This is a genomic window from Acidimicrobiales bacterium, assembly GCA_035316325.1.
Lineage (GTDB): Bacteria > Actinomycetota > Acidimicrobiia > Acidimicrobiales > VFJN01 > DASXTK01.
In genome coordinates, this window is the sequence record DATHJB010000163.1 from 13282 (window position 1) to 32402 (window position 19121).

Consider the following 19121-nt stretch of genomic DNA (forward strand, 5'->3'; position numbering starts at 1 on the left):
CGGCGTAGCGGTCAGCGGACGAGGCGGAAGAAGCGGCGCACCTCGTCGACGAAGAGCTCGGGCTGCTCGAAGGCGGCGAAGTGGCCGCCCTTGTCGACCTCGTTCCAGTAGCGCAGGTCGCGGAAGCGGCCCTCGACCCAGCTGCGCGGCAGCCGGGCGATCTCCTTGGGGAAGATCGAGCACCCCGTGGGAACCTCCACCGGGTCGAGCCGCCGGTCGCGGAGGCTCTCCCAGTAGAGGCGGCCCGACGAGGCCGCCGTGCCGGGAAGCCAGTAGAGCATCACGTCGTTGAGCATCTGGTCGCGGGTGAGGGCGTTCTCGGGGTGGCCGTCGCAGTCGGTCCAGGCCCAGAACTTCTCCACGATCCAGGCGCACTGCCCGGCCGGCGAGTCGACCAGCCCGTAGCCGAGCGTCTGCGGCCGGGTGGACTGCTGCCTCGAGTAGCCGGTCCCCCACTTGCGATGCTCGTCGTAGGCGGCCAGCGCCGCGAGCTCCTCGCCGGTCAGCTCCGGCCCTCCGGTCGCCGGTCCCGCCACCGGCATGTTGAGGTGGATGCCGGCGACGTGGTCTGGGTCGACCTGGGCGAGGCCGGTGGTGACCGCCGCGCCCCAGTCGCCGCCCTGGGCCCCGTAGCGGTCGTAGCCCAGCCGCCGCATCAGCTCGGCCCAGGCGGCGGCGATGCGGTCGGTCCCCCAGCCGGTGCCCGCCGGACGATCGCTGAACCCGTAGCCGGGGAGCGACGGGCACACCACGTGGAAGGCGTCGGCGGGGTCCGGCGGGTCGGTCAGCGGGCCGATCGCGTCGAGGAACTCGACGACCGAGCCGGGCCAGCCGTGGGTCATGACCAGCGGCAGGGCGTCGTCGTGGGGCGAGCGGACGTGGAGGAGGTGGATGCCCAGCCCGTCGATCTCGGTGCGGAACTGCGAGAAGCCGTTCAGCCGCGCCTCGGTGGCCCGCCAGTCGTACTCCTCGGCCCAGTAGCGGCACAGCTCCTGCAGGTACGCCAGCGGCACCCCCTGCGACCAGTCCCCCACGGTCTCCGCCTCCGGCCACCGCGTCCGCCGCAGCCGCCCCTTCAGATCCTCGAGCTCCGCCTCCGGCACCGCCACCCGAAACGCCTCGATCGCTCCGTCACCCATACCGAGCATTCTGCTCGCCGGCAGGCCGGCTAGGGCTTTTGGGCGAGGGCGCCGTAGTGGTAGTGGCCCTCGTGGGGGGCGTCGGGGGCGTTGGGGCGCCATTGGTCGATGGGGACGATGCCGGGGTCGACCAGGTCGAGGCCGTCGAAGAAGCGGGCGATCTCGTCGTGGGAGCGGATGGCGAACACGTACGACGAGTCGGCGGGGACCGAGGCGGACAGCTTCGCCATCTCCTCGGGGCGCATGTCGCCGGTGAGGTGCGACACCGCCAGGTAGCTGCCCGACGGCACGGCCCTCATGAACTCGGCCACGATCCCGGCGGGGTCGTCGGCGTCGCGCACGTGGTGCAGCACGGAGAGTAGTAGAACCGCCACCGGCCGATCGAGGTCGAGGGTGGCCTTGGCCCGCCGCAGGATGGCGTCGGGCCGGCGCAGGTCGCCCTCCACGAAGTCGGCTGCACCCTCCGGGGTGGTCTTCGTCAGGGCGTGGGTGTGGGCGAAGACGATCGGGTCGTTGTCGACCGACACGACCCGGGCCCGGGGCAGCGCCGCCTGGGCGACGGAGAGGACGTTGCCCTCGTCGGGGATGCCGGTGCCGATGTCGAGGAACTGCTCGACCCCGGCCTCGAGCGCCAGATGGTGCATGACCTGCTTGAGGAACAGCCGGCTGCTGCGCGCCGACGCCCGCGCCACGTCGATGCCACCCACCGCCGCGCCCGCCCTCAGGGCCGCCTTGCGGTCCACCTCGAAGTTGGTCGAGCCGCCGAGGAGGTAGTCGTAGACGCGGGACTCGTGCGCCACGGTCCTGTCGATCTTGGTCGACTCCGGCCAGGCGCTGCCCGCCGCCGCTTGATCCGCCACTTCACCCCCCACTGCCAATGCTTGTCGGCACAAGTATGGCCGACGATTCACCCTCCCGGTGACGAAGAGTGACGGCCCACGAAGTCGTCCATCGACTCGTTGACGCCCAGCAGGTCCATCAGCCGGTCGAACAGGCGGGTCGGCAGGATGCGCCCGACGGCCAGGCTGCCGATGATCGGCGGGAGGCGCAGCACGGGCTTGTCCTGCTCGACGGCTTGCAGGATCTTGGCGGCGACGTCGGGCTCGTGGAGGATCGGCAGCAGCCACGGCAGCTTCGACCGGGCGCCCTCGAACATGCCGGTGTCGATGTAGAAGGGGCAGATGGTGGTGGTCGACACGGCGGCCCCGTCCCGGCGCAGCTCCGCCCGCAGCGACTCCATGAAGCCGACCGCGGCGTGCTTCGACGCCGAGTAGTCGGTCTGGCGGGCCACACCGACCAGCCCCGCAGCCGACGCCATCGTCACCACGTGACCCTCGTCGCGCCGCAGCATCGCCGGCAGGAACGCCTGCGTCACCCAGTAGAGGGCGAGGACGTTGACGGCGAACGTGCGCTCGATCTGCTCGGGCCGCAGGTCGACCAGCCGGGCGCCCGAGATCACGCCGGCGTTGTTCACCACGATGTCGACGGCCTCCGCACCACCGGGCACGGCGTCGACACCCGCGGCGATCGAGTCGCGGTCGGTCACGTCGACCACGCTGCGGGCCAGCAGCGCCTCGCCCAGCTCGTCGGCGAGGGCCTCGAGGCCGGGGCCGTCGAGGTCCCAGGCCACGATGCGGGCGCCGCGGGCAGAGGCCTGGAGGGCGAGCCGGCGACCGAGGCCGCGAGCCGCCCCGGTGACGAGCAGCGTCGAACCGGCGAGACGGGTCATGGCGTCGGACAGTACTGACTTCGTCGAGAGATGCCCGGAACAGGCGACTCGACGTTGACAGACGCCGTACTGTGACGGATGACACACCTCAGGCGGAGGGGCGGAACATGTCGACCGTGTCGAAGGTCCTGGCGGGCGTCTTGCTGGCGTCCGCTCTCGTGGTCACGCCGGGCGCACGTGCGCAGGCGTCGTCGTCCGGCGTCAACGACTGGAGCTGCCAGCCGTCGGCCGCCCACCCCCACGCGGTGGTGCTGCTCCACGGCCTGGGCGCCCCGGCCTACGACCACTGGTCGTACCACGCCTCGTACCTGGCCGGACGGGGCTGGTGCGTGTTCTACCCGACCTACGGCCAGGGCTCGCCGCTGTTCCTCAACGGCGGCCTGCGCCCGATCGCCGAGTCGGCCGAGGAGGTGGCGGACTACGTTGACGACGTGCTGGCCGCCACCGGCACCGCCGAGGTCGACCTGGTGGGCCACTCCGAGGGCGGCTTCCTGTCGCTCTACATCCCGAAGATGCTGAACTTCGGGGCCAAGGTGCACCGGGCCTTCGCCATGGCGTCGCCCACCCACGGCACCAGCTACGCCGGCGTGTTCGGGCTCGCCGACGGCCTCGGCATCCGCGCCACGGTGAACCTGCTGGTCACGCTGTTCGGCTGCGGTGCCTGCAACGACATGGTGACCGGCGGCCCGGCGGTCATGGACCTGAACGACGGGCCCGTCACGGTGCCCGGCGTGGAGTACACGATCCTGGCGTCGCGCTTCGACGTCCTCGTCACCCCGACGGAGACGGCGTTCGTGTACGAGCCGGGCGTGACCAACAGGTACGTGCAGGACACCTGCCCGCTCGACCCGGTCGGCCACGTCGGCCTGGCGTTCGACAGCGGGGTGGGGCAGATGATCGCCAACGCCCTCGACCCCGCCCACGCCACCCCGGTCACCTGCGGGATCGGCCCGCCGGTCTAGATCGGGCCGGTCGCTAGCCCTTGACCGCGCCGCCCAGGCCGGCGCCGCGCAGGAACAGCCGCTGGAACACCAGGAAGATCACGATCGGCAGCGCCATCGAGATCAGCAGCGCCGCCAGGAAGATGTCCAGCTCGACGGTCTCGCGGATCGTCGGCAGGCGCACCGACAGCGGCTGGATGTCCGGGTCGGGCAGCACGATCAGCGGCCAGAGGAAGTCCTTCCAGGCGTTGAGCACCCCGAAGATCGCCACGACGCCGACGATCGGCCGCGACATCGGCAGCACCACGTACCAGAGCAGGCGGAACGGCCCGGCGCCGTCCACCCGGGCGGCCTCGAACACCTCGCGCGGCAGGTTGTCCATGAACCGCTTCACCAGCAGCACGTTGAAGGCGTTGGCACCCGCCGGCAGCCAGATCGCCCAGTAGGAGTTGAGCAGCGACGTGCCGAACAGGGGCAGGTCGAGCACGGTGAGGAACAGCGGCACCAGCACCACGATCCCCGGGATGAACAGGGTCGACAGCACCGCCGCGGTCACCACCCTGGCGTAGCGGGGGCGCAGCACCGACAGCACGAACCCGCCGGTCGTCGCCACCAGCAGCTGGGCGAGGCAGGCCCCCAGCGTCACCCACAGGGTGTTCACGAAGTACTTGCTGATGTCGGCCCGGTTCCAGGCGATCGACAGGTTCTCCATGTCGAAGCCGCTGGGCCACAGCGACATCGGCGTGCGGAGGGTGTCCTGGGTGTCGCTGGTGGCGGCCTTCGCCAACCAGAGGATCGGCCCGAGGCCGGTCACCAGCAGCAGCACCAACACCCCGCCCTGGGCGAGGCGCATGCTCCAGCGGGTGCGGGCCTGGCGCCAGTCGAACGTCGACAGGAGCCCCCGCTCGATGGAGTCGACCTCGCTCACGTCGTGCTCCAGGCCCGGGTGACCCGGAAGTAGATGGCGGAGAGCACCGCGAGGAACAGGGCCAGCAGCACCGACAGCGCCGTCGCCGCCCCGTAGTCGTTGAACCGGAAGGCGTAGTCGCGGATCTGCAGGAGCACCGTGGCGGTCGACCCCTGCGGGCCGCCCTCGGTCATCAGGTACGGCTCGGTGAACACCTGGAAGGTGGCGATCACCTGCAGGATCAGGGTGATGAGCAGCACGTTGCGCAGCTGCGGCAGCGTCACGTGCCACACCTTGCGCCACACGCCCGCACCGTCGACCTCGGCCGCGTCGTAGAGCTCCGACGACAGGCCGGCCAGAGCGGCCAGGTAGATGATCACGGTCGCCCCGGCGTTGGCCCAGGTGGCCTGCATCACCAGCGACGGCATGGCCCACGTCTTGTCCTGGATCCAGGGATAGGGGCCGAGGTGGACCCAGCCCAGGATCGTGTTGAACACGCCGGTGTCGCCGGCGTCGTAGAAGAACCGCCACAGCAGCACCGCCACCACCGGCGGGATCACCACCGGCAGGTAGGCCAGCATGCTGAAGATCCCCCGGGCCTTCCGCAGCTCGCTCATCAGCACGGCCAGCACCAACGGCAGCGGGTAGCCGAACAGCAGCGCCAGCAGCGTGAAGTAGGCGGTGTTGCGGAGGGAGGTCCAGAAGCGGGGGTCGCGCAGCACGTGCTCGAAGTTGTCGAGCCCGACCCACACCGGCGCGTCGACCAGGTTGGTCTCCTGGAAGCTCATCACCACCGCACGGCCGATGGGGAACCAGGCGAAGTACCCGAAGGTGAGGAGCAGCGGCAGCAGCAGCACGAACGTGCTCAGCCCGCCGTTGCGCACCCACCTGGTCAGGACGTTCACCCGGTTCCCCTCGGGTACTTATCCGGCTTCGGCGTCGATCAACGCCTGGACGTTCTCGTTCGCGGTCTCGAGCAGGGCGTCGATGTCGGCGTTCTCATCCGTGAGGATGGCCTGCACCACGACGTCGAGCTCGGCGTACAGCTCCTGACCCACGGCGGGCGGCTCGGCCACCAGCTCCTGGCTCAGGATGTTGTCCTTGAACCCTGTCATCTGGTCGAGCGGCACGTTGACGTAGTCGGCGATCCAGCCGTCCTGCTCGGCCAGCGTCGCCTCGTCGAACACCGGCAGCACCGGTGTGCCCAGCGGAGCGTCGCTGCCGGCCACGGCCTCGGCGTCGGCCACGGCGGACGTCTCGTCGGTCAGCTTCGACATGTAGAAGAAGTCGATCCACTTGACCGCTGCGGCCCGCTCGATCGCCGAGGCATCCGGCTTGACGCCGACGATGGTGCCGCCGCCGAGCACGCCGGAGGCATCACCCTCCAGCGGGATCACGGTGAGCCCGTAGTCGTCGGGGTTCACGTTGTTCTCCGTCACCAGGCTGTTGTAGGCGTCCGAGCCCTGGAGGTACATGCCGATCTTGCCGGCCGCGAACTCCTGGTTGATGCCTGCCCAGTCGAACAGGAAGTTGTCACCCAGCGAGTCGTCCTCCCAGCGCATGGCCTGGAGCGTCTCGAGGGCTTCCCTGGTGCCGTCGTTGTCGAGGGTGGCGGTGACCTCGTCGCCTTCACCGTCCTCGACCCGGCCGCCCAGGGCGTAGGTGTGGGTGGTGAGGACCCAGCCGCCGGTGTTGTCCTGGGTCATCTGCATGTAGCCGGCCTGGCCGGTCTCCTCGGAGATGGTCTTGGCGTACTCCCGGACCTCGTCCCAGCTGGTGGGCGGTGCGTCGGGGTCGAGCCCGGCCTCCTCGAAGAGGGCCCGGTTGTAGTGCAGGCCCATGCCGTAGGCGGCGCTGGGCACGCCGTAGATGTTGTCGTCGGCGTCCTGGATCACGTCGAGGACGCTCGGGTTGAAGTCCGCGGCGTAGGGCAGGTCGTTCACCTCGGCGGTGATGTCGGCGAGCTGGCCCCGCGAGATCAGCGTCTGCCCGTAGGTGAAGGGGATCTCGAACGTGGTCGGCAGCGTGTTGCCGGCGAGCTGGGCACCGAACGTGCTCTGCTCCCACTCCCACTCCTCGGGCTCGATGGTGATGTTCGGGTTGGCGTCCTCGAACTCCTCGACGCGCGTCATGAACGCTTCGCGGACGCTGGCCTCCGTCTCCGGAGGCAGGTTGCTGACGTTGATGGTCACGGGCTCGTCGATCTCGGCGACCGGGTCCCCGCCGCCGCCGGAACCGCCGGCCTCGTCGTCGTCGTCGCCCCCGCAGGCGACGAGCAGGCCCATGGCCATGGCGATCGAGACCGCCACCCCCAGGCCTCTGTGCGTGCTCCTCATGTGTGCTCCTCTTTCTTTCAATCCCTCAGCCGCAACCAAGCAGCCGAGTCACGGACGAGCCGCTCGCCTTCGAGAGGGCTGCTGGTCAGCAGCACCTCGGCGTGCGCGAGTAGTTCGACGGGGTGGTCCGACAGGTTGACCACGCAGGCGAAGCGGGCGCCCCGGGCGAAGGCGAGCACACCGGGATCGGGTGCGTCGAGCCAGCGCAGGTCGCGGCCGTGCAGGTCAGGGTCGGTGCGGCGGATCCGCAGCGCTTCCCGGTAGAGCGTGAGGCTCGACGCCGGGTCCTCGTTCTGGGCTTCAGCGGTGAGGCCGGCCCAGTCGTCGGGCTGGGGCAGGAAGGGCTCGGCGGTGGCGTCGGGCGGGCTGAAGCCGTACGGCGTGGCGGTGCCCGACCAGGGCAGGGGGACGCGGGCGCCGTCGCGGCCGGGGTCGACGCCGCCGGAGCGGAAGTGCATCGGGTCCTGGATGCGGTCCGGCTCGATGTCCTCCACCTCGGGGAGACCCAGCTCCTCGCCCTGGTAGACGTACACCGAGCCCGGCAGCGCCAGCGCCAGCAGAGCGGCGGCCCGGGCGCGGCGGCGGCCCAGCGCCAGGTCGGTGGGGACGCCGGCCCGCTTGGCCTCGAAGGCGAACGACGTGTCCTCCCGGCCGTAGCGGGTGACCAGGCGGGTGACGTCGTGGTTCGACAGCACCCAGGTGGCGGGGGCGCCCACGTCGTCGTGCATCTGCAGCGTGGTGCGGATGCTGGTGCGGAGGCGGGCCGGCTCCCACGGGCAGGTGAGGAAGTCGAGGTTGAAGGCGCTGTGCAGCTCGTCGGGCCGCAGGTAGAGGCTCATGCGCCGGACGTCCGGGAGCCAGATCTCGCCGAGCAGCACCCGGGGCTCGTCGTAGCCGTCGGCCAGGCGGCGCCAGCTGCGGTAGATCTCGTGGAGCTCGTCGCGGTCGACGTGGACGTGCTGGCCGGGGGCGTGGTCGGGGTCGACCTCGGGGAGGTCGGGGTGCTTGACCAGCAGGGCCGCCGAGTCGATCCGCACACCGGCGACGCCGCGGTCGAACCAGAAGCGCAGGATGTCCTCGTGCTCCTGGCGGACCGCCGGGTGGTCCCAGTTGAGGTCGGGCTGCTCGGGGGCGAAGAGGTGGAGGAACCACTCGCCGGGGGTGCCGTCGGGGTTCTTGGTGCGGGTCCAGGCGGGGCCGCCGAAGTTCGACACCCAGCCGTTGGGGGCCTCGTTGCCGTCGGGGCCCCCGCCGGGGCGGAACCAGAACCAGTCCCGTTCGGGGGCGCCCGGGCCGGCGGCCAGCGCGGCCCGGAACCACGGGTGCTGGTCGGACACGTGGTTGGGGACGACGTCGACGATCGTCCGGATCCCCAGCGCTCGGGCGTCGGTGATCAGCGCTTCGGCCTCGGCCAGCGTGCCGAACGCCGGGTCGATGGCGCGGTAGTCGACCACGTCGTAGCCGCCGTCGGCCATGGGCGACGGGTACCAGGGGTTGAACCAGAGGGCGTCGACGCCGAGGTCGTGCAGGTACGGGAGCCGGGCCCGGACGCCGGCGAGGTCGCCGACCCCGTCGCCGTTGCCGTCGGCGAAGCTGCGGACGTACACCTGGTACACCGCGGCGCGCCGCCACCACTCACTCCCCGCTGTGACCCCCGACACCATGGGGGAAACGTAAACTATGAACTGAATCTACGCAAGAGTTGAACGGGAGATTGGAATCAAGAGCGCGCTACTGGCGCCGGGCCGGTAGAGCCCCGGACGACCAGCTCGGGCTCGAACAGCAGCTCGTCGGGGTCGACCGGGCTGCCGGCGATGAGGCCCGCCAGCAGGTCGACCGCCGCCCGGCCCATCGCCTCGATCGGCTGGCGGACCGTGGTCAGCGGCGGGTCGGTGCAGTTCATGAAGGCCGAGTCGTCGTAGCCCACCACCGAGAAGTCCTTCGGCACCGAGAGGCCCGCCCGCCGGGTGGCCCGGATGGCGCCGAGGGCCATCGGGTCGCTGGCGCAGGCCACGGCGGTGACGCCCCGGCCCAGCAGGCGGCTGGCCGCGGCCTGCCCGCCCTCCAGCGAGTGGCGGGTGTACTCGATGTGGTCGTCGGGCAGCTCGAGGCCGGCGACCTTCATGGAGGCGCGGGCGGCGTCGAGCTTGCGGAGCGACGGCACGTGGTCGGGCGGGCCCAGGATCAGGCCGACGCGGGTGTGGCCCAGCGACAAGAGGTGGCGTACGGCCTGCTCGGCGGCCACCCCGTCGTCGCAGGAAACCCGTGGGAACGGCAGCTCGTCGATGCCGGCGTTGACCAGCACCGTCGGCAGCTTGCGCTCGACCAGCCGGTAGTAGTGGTCGTGGGCGCCGTCCTTGCCGCTGTAGAGACCGCCGGCGAACAGCACACCCGACACCCGCTGCTCGAACAGCAGCTGGATGTAGTCGGCCTCGGACATCCCCACGGTGTGGGTGCAGAGCACCGGGGTGAGGCCCTCCTGGGCCAGCGACCCGCCCACCACGTCGGCGAACGCCGGGAAGATGGGGTTCTGCAGCTCCGGGAGCACCAGGCCGACCAGCTTCGCCCGCTCGCCGCGCAGCTTGGTGGGCCGCTCGTAGCCGAGGACGTCGAGCGCCGTGAGCACCGCCTCGGTGGTGGCCGCCGACACCCCCGGTCGCCCGTTGAGCACCCGGCTCACGGTCGCCTCGCTCACGCCGACCTTTGCTGCAACCTCGGTAAGTCGTCCGGCCATGCGCGCAATGTTAGGACACGGGGTTGCAAGTTCTTGCAATGGTTGCGGTCGTCGGCGGTTTCGTCACCCGCCGGCGGCCGGGCTCGGGAGGGTCACGACGAAGCCGTCGCGGGAGCGGCCGAGCACCTCGCCGTCGCGCAGCACCGACACCGGGCCGTCCTCGCTCACCGCGATCACCGTGGCCAGGGAGTCGTCGCGGCTGTAACGGCGGCCGGACGTGTGCCTCGTGCCGCGGAGCGCCTCGACCGTCTCCTCCGCCGCGGGGCTCGGGATCAGGCGGACGCCGAGCTGCCGCAGCACGCCCTCGTCGTCGAAGATGGCGGCGCCGTCGATCTGGGCCAGCGCGTGGCGCAGCGGCGCCAGGTGCGCGGCCCGGCGGATCCGCAGCGGCGGCGGTACCGGCAGCCGCTCCTCCAGCCCGGGCGGGGCGGGGAGCGCCGGGCCCGGCCGGTAGACGAGCAGGGCGCCGATGCCCAGCGACCCCAGGTCGTGCACGGCGAACTCCAGCATCGCCAGCAGCACGTCGGGGTCGCCGTGGAGCGAGCAGGCGGTCACCGCGTCGATCCAGCTGCTGACGGGAGGCTCGTGGTGCCAGGTGAACCCGTCCCAACGGAGCACGCCGAAGCTGCCGACCACCCGCACCGCGCCCACCGGGTGGCGCTGCACGAGCGTCGCCTCGAAGGCGTTGGCCAGCACCACCAGGTCGCGCTCGGAGCCGGCAGGCCGGTCGAACACCATCCACTCGTTGGTGCCGTCGGTGCGGCGCAGCAGCCAGCTCGACAGGCCGTCGGCGAAGCGGCGAGCCGCCGAGAGGGGCTGGTCGACCACCGGCTTGCGGGTGATGTCGAGCTCGGTCGCCGGCGTCCACGTGGCCGGGTCGGACAGGGGCTCCAGGATCGTGCCGCTGCTGGCCACCCGTCGCTCGTGGATCGGCGGCCGCAGCGCACGGTCGATCTCGTCGAGCAGCATCGAGCGGAACGCCTCGTCGCCCTCGGGCTTCAGGCCGCTCTCCTCGAGCTCCTCGGCGAGGCGTCGCAACCGCCCGGCTCCGGTGCGGGGCTCAGCCATCAGCTCGGTGAGAGCTCCAGGGCCGCGGCGAGGCGGCGCCACTCGGCCAGGGGCTGGACGTCGGGGCGGTCCGTCGCCGGGGAGATGGCGACGTGGTCGGCGCCGGCCTCGAGGTGGGCGCGGACGTGGGCCGCGACGGCGGCGTCGTCGCCCCAGCAGACGAGCGAGTCGACCAGTGGGTCGGCCAGCGCCTCGATCTCCTCGTCGGTGAAGCCCATGCGGCGGAAGTTCGCCTGGTAGGTGGGGACGGTGCCGAGGAAGCCGAGCGGGCCGCGGGCGATGGACCGGGCCGTGGTGGCGTCGGACTCCAGGACGAGGATCTGCTCGACCGCCAGGGTGGTGTCGTCGGTGAGGCGGGCGCGGGCCTGCTCGGTGTAGCCGGTGGTCACCAGGACGGGGAGCGCCGCGGAGGACCGGTTGCGGGCGAGGTCGAGCATGCGCGGGCCGAGCGCCGCCATGAGGCGCCTCGACTTCGGGACGCCGTCGTCGTCCAGGCGGTCGAGGTAGGCGTTCAGCGTCGGGAGCGGCTGCGGTCCGTGGGCGCCACCGAGGCCGACGACGAAGCGGCCGGGGTGCTCGGCCTCGAGCTCCGCGTAGAGCGCGGCGATGTCGTCGGCCGGGAAGCGGTCGACCGAGAGGATCCCGGTGGCGACCCGGGCCCGCTTGGTGGCCCGCACGGCGGCGGCGACCTGGTCGAGGCTGGCGACCGGGCCACCCGACAGCCAGATCGTGTCGTAGCCCATCTCGTCCAGCTCGGCGATGGCGTCCAGGAGCTCCCCCTCACCTCCCTCACCGGGCCCGATCACCGCACCGAAGGTTCCGAGGTCGATCTTGGTCACGAAGGCAACCTAACGACGAAACGCGCTCCTGCGTGCGTGGGCTCGAGGGTCAGGGTGCCGCCGTGGGCGGTGACGATCTGCTGGGCGATGGCAAGTCCGAGGCCGGCGCCGCCCCGGTCGCGGGAACGGGCGTCGTCGCTGCGGAAGAAGCGCTCGAAGATGCTCTCCCGCCGCTCGGCCGGCACGCCGGGACCGTCGTCGGTGACCGTGACCTCCACGTGGGACCCGTTCTCCTGCACGGTGACGACGACCTCGCCCCGGCCGTGGCGCTCGGCGTTGTCGAGCAGGTTGTGGACCACCCGTGTGAGTGCGTCCGGGTCGGCGACCACCTGCACCGGGTGCACCGCGCCGGCGTCGATGCGCACCTTGCCCCGTACACGGAGCCGCCGGACGCCCTTGAGGACGAGGTCGTCGAGGTCCACCAGCTCGCGCTGCGGCCGGTCGACCGGGGCCTCGGCCCGGGCCAGGACCAGGAGGTCGTCGACGAGCCGCTGCAGGCGGAGCGTCTCGTCGAGCACCTCGCGCTCGGTCGCCTGCCAGTCGGCGGTCTCGGGGTGGGCGAGGTCGACCTCGAGCTGGGCCCTCATGCCGGTGAGGGGGCTGCGCATCTCGTGCGACGCGTCCGCGACGAAGCGCCGCTCCCGGGCGGCGGCCTCGTCGACGGGCCGCAGCGCCCGGCCGACGACGACCCACGTGAGCGCTGCGACCATGAGGAGCAGCAGCGGCGCGCCGATCGCCAGCGTGGTGCCGAGCTCCCGCACGGACTCGTCGACCGGTTCGAGGCTGGCGCCGACGTAGAGGCTCAGCACGCTCGGGCCGCTGCGGACCTGGCGGCCGACGACGGTGAACGCGGTGTCGCTGAGGGCGCCGATCTCGACCGGGTGGGCGACGTAGCCGGAGGTGGGGACCGCGAAGGAGGCGAGGACCGGCTCGCCCTCCACGTTCGGGCTGGCCCGCACGACCTCGCCGGACCCGTCGACGATCTGCGCGAACGCCCGGTCCTCCACCGGGACCGCGACGCTCTCGGGCAGCTCCCCGGCCGCGAGCGCGGCGCCGAGGTCGTCGGCCCGCAACCGCACGGTGGTCTCGAGGTCGGCGGTGAGGGCGCTGCGCTGGCGGTCGACGACGAACCATGCCCCGGCCGCGAGGGCGACGGAGAACGCGAGGGTCGCCGCGATCGTGGCGCGGACCCGGACGCCGTGGCCCACGCGGCGCCGCCACCCCACGCGACCCGGCCGGCGCTCAGGCACCTTCGGCGGCGAGCCGGTAGCCGGCGCCGCGCAGCGTGTGGATCGTGGTCCGGCCGAAGGGCTCGTCGATCTTGCGGCGCAGCCGGCGGACGTAGACCTCGACGGTGTTGGGCTCGCCCTCGAACTCGAAGTCCCAGACCGAACCGAGGATCTCCGTCTTGGTGACCACCTCGTCCGCGCGGCGCAGCAGGAACTCGAGCACCGCGAACTCCCGGGCGGTCAGCCGGATCTCCTGGTCGCCCCGCCACACGCGACGGGAGGCCGGATCGGCCCGGAGGTCGCCGGCGGTGAGGACGACCGGGCGCTCGCGGGCGCCCCGGCGCAGCAGTGAGCGCAGCCGGGCCACGAGCACGACGTAGGAGAACGGCTTGGACAGGAAGTCGTCGGCGCCGGTGTCGAGAGCCTCGGCCTCGTCGTACACGCCGTTCTTGGCGGTGAGCATGAGGATCGGGGTCCAGTTCCCCTCCTCACGCAGCCGCTCGCAGACCTGGTAGCCGTTCACGCCCGGCAGCATCACGTCCAGGACGATCGCGTCGTAGGGCTGCTCCCGGGCCAGCCAGAGGCCCTCGTCGCCGTCACAGGCGACGTCCACGGCGAACCCCTCGGCTTCGAGGCCGCGCCTGACCGCCGCCGCGACTCGCTTCTCGTCCTCGACGACCAGCACTCGGGACACGACAACTCCCTCCACCGGGGTGACCTTGCCCTGTCGTACCTTGACGTGCGCTGAACGCCCGCTGGACGGCCCGTTCAGCTCACGTCAGCGAGCGTCCAGCGGCGAGGGCGGATACTCGGCCCATGGACGAAACCAACACCCCGACCACCCCCACCAATCCCCTCCGGCGGCGCCGCAAGGCGCTGCTCGCCGCCCTGGCCGTCGCCGTGCTGTCGTTCGGCGCCGTGGGCGCGGCGCGGGCCGACGACGACGAGGAGGTCGACGGTGTCGACTGCGTCGACGGGATCGTCGCCGCCACCGGCGCCGAGTGCGACGGCGGCCCCGCCGCCAACCCGACCGACGACAGCGCCGAGGACAGCGCCGAGGACCAGACCGAGGCAGCCGACTAGTGCCGCGTCAGGCAACGTCTGCCCCGTCCTCTACCGGCACTTCGGTGGCAGTGGCCTACGTCGAGGAGGATGGGTTCGCCGGCGGACCTTCGTCGGGTGCGCTGGTGGGCCGTTGCCATGACCGGAATCGAAGCTTTGACCTCTCCGCTTGCCTTGCCGCGCTGGTTCGGACCTAGAGCCAGCCCAGATGACCCGGCCGTCTCGGCCCTGATCGACCGCGTCGCGCGCGGGGCCGGATGGGCAGACATCGGCGGTGGGTTCAACCTCAACCTGCGGATAGACGCTGAGCCGCCGGTTGTCCTCCGGGTTCACAGGCCCTGGGTCCGCCGCGGGCGGGTCGCGGGACTGCGGCGCCTGCGGGAACGGCTCCAGCGGACGCAAGTCCGCGTCGCTGGGCCGATTCGGATTTCCGGCTGCGACCTCCTGAGGGTCGCTGATCGTTGGGCTGAGATTGAGGAGTTCATCGATCACGTCCAGCCACGGGCGGACGAGGACTCCTACGTCCGCCTATTCGAGGAGCTCGGACGCCTTCACACTGCGCTCAAAGCCGTCTGGGAGCCCAGCCCGCCCGAACCCCTCGACGACCACAGAACCTTCGGCCAACTGCGTTACTCGGTCGGCTTCACACGCCGCAGGCTCGGACCCCGCAGCGAGCCGGTCGTGCATCGGATGCGTCAACTGACCGGCGAACTCTCCAAGCTCTGGAAGGAGGTCGAACTGCCATGCACTCCGATTCATGGGGACTACAAATTGGGCAACGCGGGAGAACTGTCAGACGGCTCATGGGCCACCTTCGACCTGGATTTCGCGAGGGTCAGGGAGCGGCTGTACGACATCGCGGCCAGCCTGCACCATGTCGCACAGGGCGGCGAATTGCTCGAGCCGCGACGACTGCTCGACGCCTACGAAGGCACGGCTCCGGAACCGCTGACTCGCGACGAGCACCGTTGGCTCCCCGGGGCTGTAGCCCTTGTACCCCTGCACTGGGCTGCCACCGCGGGGCTCGTGGGCGACGGCATCCACGAGGCTGAGAGCGCAATGACCGCCGCCGAGGCCTGGTGGTCGCGCCGGGCTGAACTCTCGTCGTAGCCCGGCGGCCGCGCTAGGGGGACTGGAGTTCTGAGGCTAGAGAACCGCACGGTATCGCTCCGAGCTGAACTGCCCCTGATCACCGGTTCAGCGGGACGGGGCCCGACAGACATTGCGAGCGACGGCATTCTTGACGGCCCGACCACGGGCGTCCGCGTTCAGGGCGGGGAGCTCGAGATGTCCGTCGTCGACCGATGAGTCGGCGACGCCAGCTGAGTCGTAGGGGCATGGCCAAGGTGCTGACTCGCACATGCATGTCACTCGACGTGTTCGTCGCGCACCCCGACGACAACCGGGCACGCCGCCCCGAAAACGAAGGACACGCACGATGACCGATTCGACGGCAACACGCCAGACCAGACCGTTCCGATTCGGGGTCCTTGCCCCACTCAGGACTGACCTGCCGACGTGGCGGGACCAGGTGCGCCGCATCGCCGACAGCGGCTATTCGACGCTGCTGATGCCCGACTTCCCGCAGCTGCAGCCGGCTCCTGCCCCCACGCTGGCCATGGCGGCGAGCCTTGCCGACCTGCGGGTGGGCACCTGGGTGTATGCGTCCCCGCTGCGCCCGGTTTGGAGCACTGCGTGGGAGGCGCACTCGCTGTCGGTGCTCACCGAGGGGCGCTTCGAGATGGGCGTCGGCACCGGCAGGCCAGGGATCGAGGACGAGCTCCGCGCACGCGGCATGCCCGTGGTCCCACGGAGCGAGCGGCTGGCCCAGGTGCGTGAGATGGTGACGACGCTGCGAGATCTCGACGGGCCCGACCTTCACACGCCGGTGGTGATGGCCGTGCGCGGGCCGAAGGCTCAGGCGGTGGCGGCCGAGGTCGCAGATACGGTCGCCTTCGCGTTGATGCCGGGAGAGGATCGGGTCGAAATGACACGGGTGGTACGCGACTTCCGCGCCATCCGAGACGTCGAACTCGCGCAACAGGTGGCGGTGATCGGCGACACTGTCGCGCCACACCTGGCGATTCCCGACACCGACCCTGCTGCGCTTCGCGCGGCGGACTCACTGGCGGTACTTCCGGATGACCCGGCGGCGGCCGCCGAGGAGATTCAGCGGCGACGTGAGGAGATCGGCTTCTCCTACTTCGTCTTCGGCGCCGTCTCCGCCGACTTGCTCGCTCCGGTCGTAGCTGAGCTGGCCGGACACTAGGCCCGCGGGCCAGCCAACAGATGGCTGGCAGACTGCACATCGGTACCGAGGCCGCGATTGAGCAGCCGTCGTTTGAGGACTGCTCGGCGGCCCCGCAGAACACTTCGCGCGCCGTATTCGGGGATCTGCTCACCGAGCACGGGTGACGCCGTACCCAGACCACGCACCTGCTCCGTTCTGAGTGATCTCACCAAACGCCGGGTCCGTGACTCGTTCAAGGTGGCAGGATCTGGGTCTGCCCGCCCTAGATCGACCTAGCCGGTAAAGGTCGATCCGAGTCGGAGAGGGAGGCTGCCCGTTCGAGCCGGGCCGGGTCCGCCACCGGGGGCGCAAGCCCCCAGGTGGGTATCCCCTACCACCGGCTACGAGGGACTATGACCTCTTGGCGGGCCGGGCCGCCGGATGGGCGACAGGGTCAAGAAGCTCGCCACCCAGTTCGGTATCCACCGCGACACGGTGCACAACATCCTCAAGCGGCAAGGCGTGCTGCGACCGCGGGGGCTCCAGCCAGATGAGCTAGTGAAGGCTATTCGTCTCTACGAGGATGGCTGGTCGCCGGGCTGGTTGGCCACCGAGTTCGACGTCTCGCCCAGAACGGCCAACCGCGCCCTGCGTCAAGCCGGCGTGAGGTGTCGGACCAGGAACCACAGCCCAAGCGCGACCCCGAGCACGACCCCGCCCGCCGCCGAAAGGGTCGAGGTCACCACGTCTTCTGCGACCGACCCGGCCTCGCTCCCGTCGGGGGCGCATGACTGCGCCCACCCGTCGGACTTCCCGTTACGGGCCGCCACAGGTGCCGCCTTCGTAGGGGGGTCTCTGCTGTCTGCGAGTCCTCATGGACGAACGCTGATGATCGTCTTCCCCTTGCGTCGCTCGGTCGGGTTGAGGGCCGCAACGGCGTCGTCGAGGGTCGCGATGTTGCCGATGTTCGTCCGCAGTCGTCCGTCCCGCACCCGCTGGACGATCTCACTCAGTTGGGCGCGATCGGACATGACAACGAAATCGATCGCCAGGCCGTCAGCGGGACGCGCCTCGGGCGGCCCGACGACCGACACCAATGTTCCTCCGGCTCGAACCACACCCGCGGACCGCTTCTGGATGTCGCCGCCGATGACATCGAAAACCAGATCGACTCCGCCGACGTCTTCCAGCGCGTCGTCGTCGAGGTCGACAAACTCCTGCGCGCCGAAGTCGAACGCCGTCTGACGATCGGCGGCGCGTCCGGTACCGATGACGTACGCGCCAAACTCGCGTGCGAGCTGCGTCACCATCGACCCGACTGCACCGGCCGCGCCATGCACGAGGACACTCTGCCCCGCCCGAAGACGGCCGTGGTCGAGGAGTCCCTGCCACGCGGTCAGGCCCGAGATCGGCAGGCTCGCGCCCACCGTGAAGACGACATCGCCCGGTAGCGGCGCGAGGTTGCGTGCCTCGACGGCCGCGTACTCCGCCAGAGTGCCGTCGCGATACCAGTCGGTGAGGCCGAACACCCGCTGTCCCACCGACAGCCCCCCCGTGCCATAGCCGAGAGCGGTGACCACTCCGGCCAGCTCGTGGCCGGGGATCGACGGTGTCCGGTCACGGTCGAGGCGATCGGTCCAGGTCGAGGGCCACGCCAGCTCAGTCGGGACAAACCCCGACGCATGAACCTGAACGACGACGTCGTTGATCGCCGGTTCCGGCTCGGGCCGCTCCACCAACGTCATCCCGGCCGTCCCCGCAGCCTCATCCGTCACCACGATCGCTTTCACTTGGACACCTCCCTGCAGCAGTCCTCCCCTACACGACATCGGTTCACCAACATCAGCGGCGCGAAACCTCGGCGTGCCACCACGCAGATCGAGGTGGCCTAGAAGCTGATGCCAGGTGCAGGCGGACGCGGCTCCGGCGGCGGTCCACATGCAACTTCACGCCCGTAGCTGCCATAGTGCTCGTGATCGACCGCGGGCCATCATCAGATCCCGAGATCCTCCCCGGTCGAGCTCGAGAACAGTCACGGAAGGGCGAGGGAGCCGGCGGTCCCGACCTACTGTCGCCATCGGGCGGGGCCACGGCAGCGCCCAGTAACAGTCGTCCTGAGCTGCCGCCGGCCCGTCGTGGACCGTCCAAAACGATCCCCGCACGTGTCACTGTCGCTGTCCCGCGGGCGTTATGTCTGCGCTAGATGTTCGTTCCGAACGGCACCTCGGGGGCGGGGCCTCCAAGCCAGGCCTGGGGTGATTTGTTCGGAAGGTACTGGTCCGTCGATGCTGCCCGTCGAGGTGTGCGCTATGACGTCCCAGCGAGCAGTCCTGCCACCCCGGACCGACCTGGCGACCCGGCGCAAGCGCGTGGCCGCCAAGGCCGCTGTCCAGGCCGAGAACCTCCATGAGCGGCTGAAGTCACGGGTGCTGCTCGACGTCACACCTCCGACAGACGATCCCTTCTACGGGGCTCCCGGCAACCTCCAGGCGTTCCGTCCGGGCGAGGTTCTCGACGGTCGCTCCGTGCAGGTCCGAGGGATCCGCCACGCGCTCGAGGCTGACGCATGGCACATCAAGTTCCGATCGGCCGATGGGACAGGTGCTCCGAGTTGGGGCGTTGCCACGGTGATGATTCCCCGGCGAAGCTTCGTGGGACCGGTGCGGCCGCTGCTGTCCTATCAGTGTGCGATCGACGCCTTGGGGGCGACCGCCGATCCGTCCTACACACTGCGGCGCGGTGACCAGCTGGAGCTCCCGTTCATCGCCCTGGCCCTCCGTCGCGGGTGGGCCGTCGTCACGACCGACTTCAACGGGCCCCAGCACGCCTTCGGCGCGTACCCACTCGTTTCCCGGTTCGTGCTCGACGGCATTCGAGCCGCTATCAGCTTCGAGCCGGCTGGCTTCG

At 70.8% G+C, this 19121-nt stretch carries 18 protein-coding genes; 5 read left to right on the forward strand and 13 right to left on the reverse strand.

All coding sequences use genetic code 11. From position 1 onward, the window contains the following. Positions 1 to 11: 11 nt before the first annotated feature. Genes VK611_21365 through VK611_21375 form a run of 3 tightly spaced genes read right to left on the reverse strand, consistent with a single transcriptional unit; the run spans position 12 to position 2868 of the window. Positions 12 to 1139, reverse strand: a complete 1128-nt coding sequence (locus VK611_21365; protein ID HMG43896.1) for an epoxide hydrolase — start codon at positions 1137 to 1139, stop codon at positions 12 to 14. A gap of 29 nt (positions 1140 to 1168) precedes the next feature. Beyond that, a complete protein-coding gene (locus VK611_21370; GenBank protein HMG43897.1) occupies positions 1169 to 1999 on the reverse strand; it encodes an SAM-dependent methyltransferase in 831 nt (276 codons plus the stop codon). Positions 2000 to 2046: 47 nt separating this feature from the next. Beyond that, positions 2047 to 2868, reverse strand: coding sequence for an SDR family oxidoreductase (locus VK611_21375; protein HMG43898.1), 822 nt, complete (start codon positions 2866 to 2868; stop codon positions 2047 to 2049). Between the two features lie 107 nt (positions 2869 to 2975). Between VK611_21375 and VK611_21380 the strand changes: the two genes are divergently transcribed. Then, positions 2976 to 3830: an alpha/beta fold hydrolase gene (locus tag VK611_21380; protein HMG43899.1), complete on the forward strand. Its 855-nt coding sequence runs from the start codon at positions 2976 to 2978 to the stop codon at positions 3828 to 3830. 13 nt (positions 3831 to 3843) lie between these two features. Here the strand turns inward: VK611_21380 and VK611_21385 are convergent, their stop codons facing one another. The 9 genes from VK611_21385 to VK611_21425 all read right to left on the reverse strand — a co-directional run bounded on the left by VK611_21385 (position 3844) and on the right by VK611_21425 (position 13616). Then, positions 3844 to 4737 carry a carbohydrate ABC transporter permease gene (locus tag VK611_21385; GenBank protein HMG43900.1) on the reverse strand — a complete coding sequence of 298 codons (894 nt, stop codon included), beginning with the start codon at positions 4735 to 4737 and terminating at the stop codon, positions 3844 to 3846. Continuing rightward, the gene (locus VK611_21390; protein ID HMG43901.1) at positions 4734 to 5621 is read right to left on the reverse strand and encodes a sugar ABC transporter permease; all 888 of its coding nucleotides are present in this window, start codon (positions 5619 to 5621) and stop codon (positions 4734 to 4736) included. Before VK611_21390 ends, VK611_21385 begins: the two co-directional genes overlap by 4 nt. An 18-nt stretch (positions 5622 to 5639) precedes the next feature. Further along, positions 5640 to 7052: an extracellular solute-binding protein gene (locus VK611_21395; protein ID HMG43902.1), complete on the reverse strand. Its 1413-nt coding sequence runs from the start codon at positions 7050 to 7052 to the stop codon at positions 5640 to 5642. 17 nt (positions 7053 to 7069) lie between these two features. Next, a complete protein-coding gene (locus VK611_21400) occupies positions 7070 to 8716 on the reverse strand; it encodes an alpha-amylase family glycosyl hydrolase (protein ID HMG43903.1) in 1647 nt (548 codons plus the stop codon). A gap of 56 nt (positions 8717 to 8772) precedes the next feature. After that, entirely contained in the window at positions 8773 to 9786 is a 1014-nt protein-coding gene (locus tag VK611_21405) for a LacI family DNA-binding transcriptional regulator (GenBank protein ID HMG43904.1), read from the reverse strand. Between the two features lie 63 nt (positions 9787 to 9849). Then, a complete protein-coding gene (locus VK611_21410) occupies positions 9850 to 10854 on the reverse strand; it encodes a diadenylate cyclase (protein HMG43905.1) in 1005 nt (334 codons plus the stop codon). Further along, positions 10854 to 11693, reverse strand: coding sequence for a TIGR03620 family F420-dependent LLM class oxidoreductase (locus tag VK611_21415; protein ID HMG43906.1), 840 nt, complete (start codon positions 11691 to 11693; stop codon positions 10854 to 10856). The genes VK611_21410 and VK611_21415 overlap by 1 nt, the downstream gene beginning before the upstream one ends. Next, on the reverse strand, positions 11690 to 12901 hold the full coding sequence (locus tag VK611_21420; protein ID HMG43907.1) for a HAMP domain-containing sensor histidine kinase: 1212 nt from the start codon (positions 12899 to 12901) through the stop codon (positions 11690 to 11692). The genes VK611_21415 and VK611_21420 overlap by 4 nt, the downstream gene beginning before the upstream one ends. A gap of 34 nt (positions 12902 to 12935) precedes the next feature. Then, the gene (locus VK611_21425) at positions 12936 to 13616 is read right to left on the reverse strand and encodes a response regulator transcription factor (protein ID HMG43908.1); all 681 of its coding nucleotides are present in this window, start codon (positions 13614 to 13616) and stop codon (positions 12936 to 12938) included. A gap of 122 nt (positions 13617 to 13738) precedes the next feature. On the opposite strand from VK611_21425, the gene VK611_21430 reads away from it, so the two are divergent. The 3 genes from VK611_21430 to VK611_21440 all read left to right on the forward strand — a co-directional run bounded on the left by VK611_21430 (position 13739) and on the right by VK611_21440 (position 16253). Continuing rightward, the gene (locus tag VK611_21430) at positions 13739 to 14005 is read left to right on the forward strand and encodes a hypothetical protein (GenBank protein ID HMG43909.1); all 267 of its coding nucleotides are present in this window, start codon (positions 13739 to 13741) and stop codon (positions 14003 to 14005) included. Positions 14006 to 14101: 96 nt separating this feature from the next. Then, the gene (locus VK611_21435) at positions 14102 to 15094 is read left to right on the forward strand and encodes a phosphotransferase (GenBank protein HMG43910.1); all 993 of its coding nucleotides are present in this window, start codon (positions 14102 to 14104) and stop codon (positions 15092 to 15094) included. Positions 15095 to 15422: 328 nt separating this feature from the next. Beyond that, the gene (locus VK611_21440; GenBank protein HMG43911.1) at positions 15423 to 16253 is read left to right on the forward strand and encodes an LLM class flavin-dependent oxidoreductase; all 831 of its coding nucleotides are present in this window, start codon (positions 15423 to 15425) and stop codon (positions 16251 to 16253) included. 833 nt (positions 16254 to 17086) lie between these two features. Here the strand turns inward: VK611_21440 and VK611_21445 are convergent. After that, positions 17087 to 18004 (reverse strand): NADP-dependent oxidoreductase, encoded by a 918-nt coding sequence (locus VK611_21445; GenBank protein ID HMG43912.1) that lies wholly within the window; start codon positions 18002 to 18004, stop codon positions 17087 to 17089. 519 nt (positions 18005 to 18523) lie between these two features. Here VK611_21445 and VK611_21450 point away from each other — a divergent pair. Then, the coding region (locus VK611_21450) for a lipase family protein (GenBank protein ID HMG43913.1) at positions 18524 to 19121 on the forward strand (598 nt) is incomplete at its 3' end.

What these genes read in the sequence shown, in the direction of transcription:
- VK611_21410 (HMG43905.1), bottom strand. Translation starts at nt 10,854, where the DNA reads ATGGCTGAGCCCCGCACCGGAGCCGGGCGGTTGCGACGCCTCGCCGAG.
- VK611_21365 (HMG43896.1), bottom strand. Translation starts at nt 1,139, where the DNA reads ATGGGTGACGGAGCGATCGAGGCGTTTCGGGTGGCGGTGCCGGAGGCG.
- VK611_21380 (HMG43899.1), top strand. Translation starts at nt 2,976, where the DNA reads ATGTCGACCGTGTCGAAGGTCCTGGCGGGCGTCTTGCTGGCGTCCGCT.
- VK611_21395 (HMG43902.1), bottom strand. Translation starts at nt 7,052, where the DNA reads ATGAGGAGCACGCACAGAGGCCTGGGGGTGGCGGTCTCGATCGCCATG.
- VK611_21430 (HMG43909.1), top strand. Translation starts at nt 13,739, where the DNA reads ATGGACGAAACCAACACCCCGACCACCCCCACCAATCCCCTCCGGCGG.
- VK611_21400 (HMG43903.1), bottom strand. Translation starts at nt 8,716, where the DNA reads ATGGTGTCGGGGGTCACAGCGGGGAGTGAGTGGTGGCGGCGCGCCGCG.
- VK611_21375 (HMG43898.1), bottom strand. Translation starts at nt 2,868, where the DNA reads ATGACCCGTCTCGCCGGTTCGACGCTGCTCGTCACCGGGGCGGCTCGC.
- VK611_21405 (HMG43904.1), bottom strand. Translation starts at nt 9,786, where the DNA reads ATGGCCGGACGACTTACCGAGGTTGCAGCAAAGGTCGGCGTGAGCGAG.
- VK611_21440 (HMG43911.1), top strand. Translation starts at nt 15,423, where the DNA reads ATGACCGATTCGACGGCAACACGCCAGACCAGACCGTTCCGATTCGGG.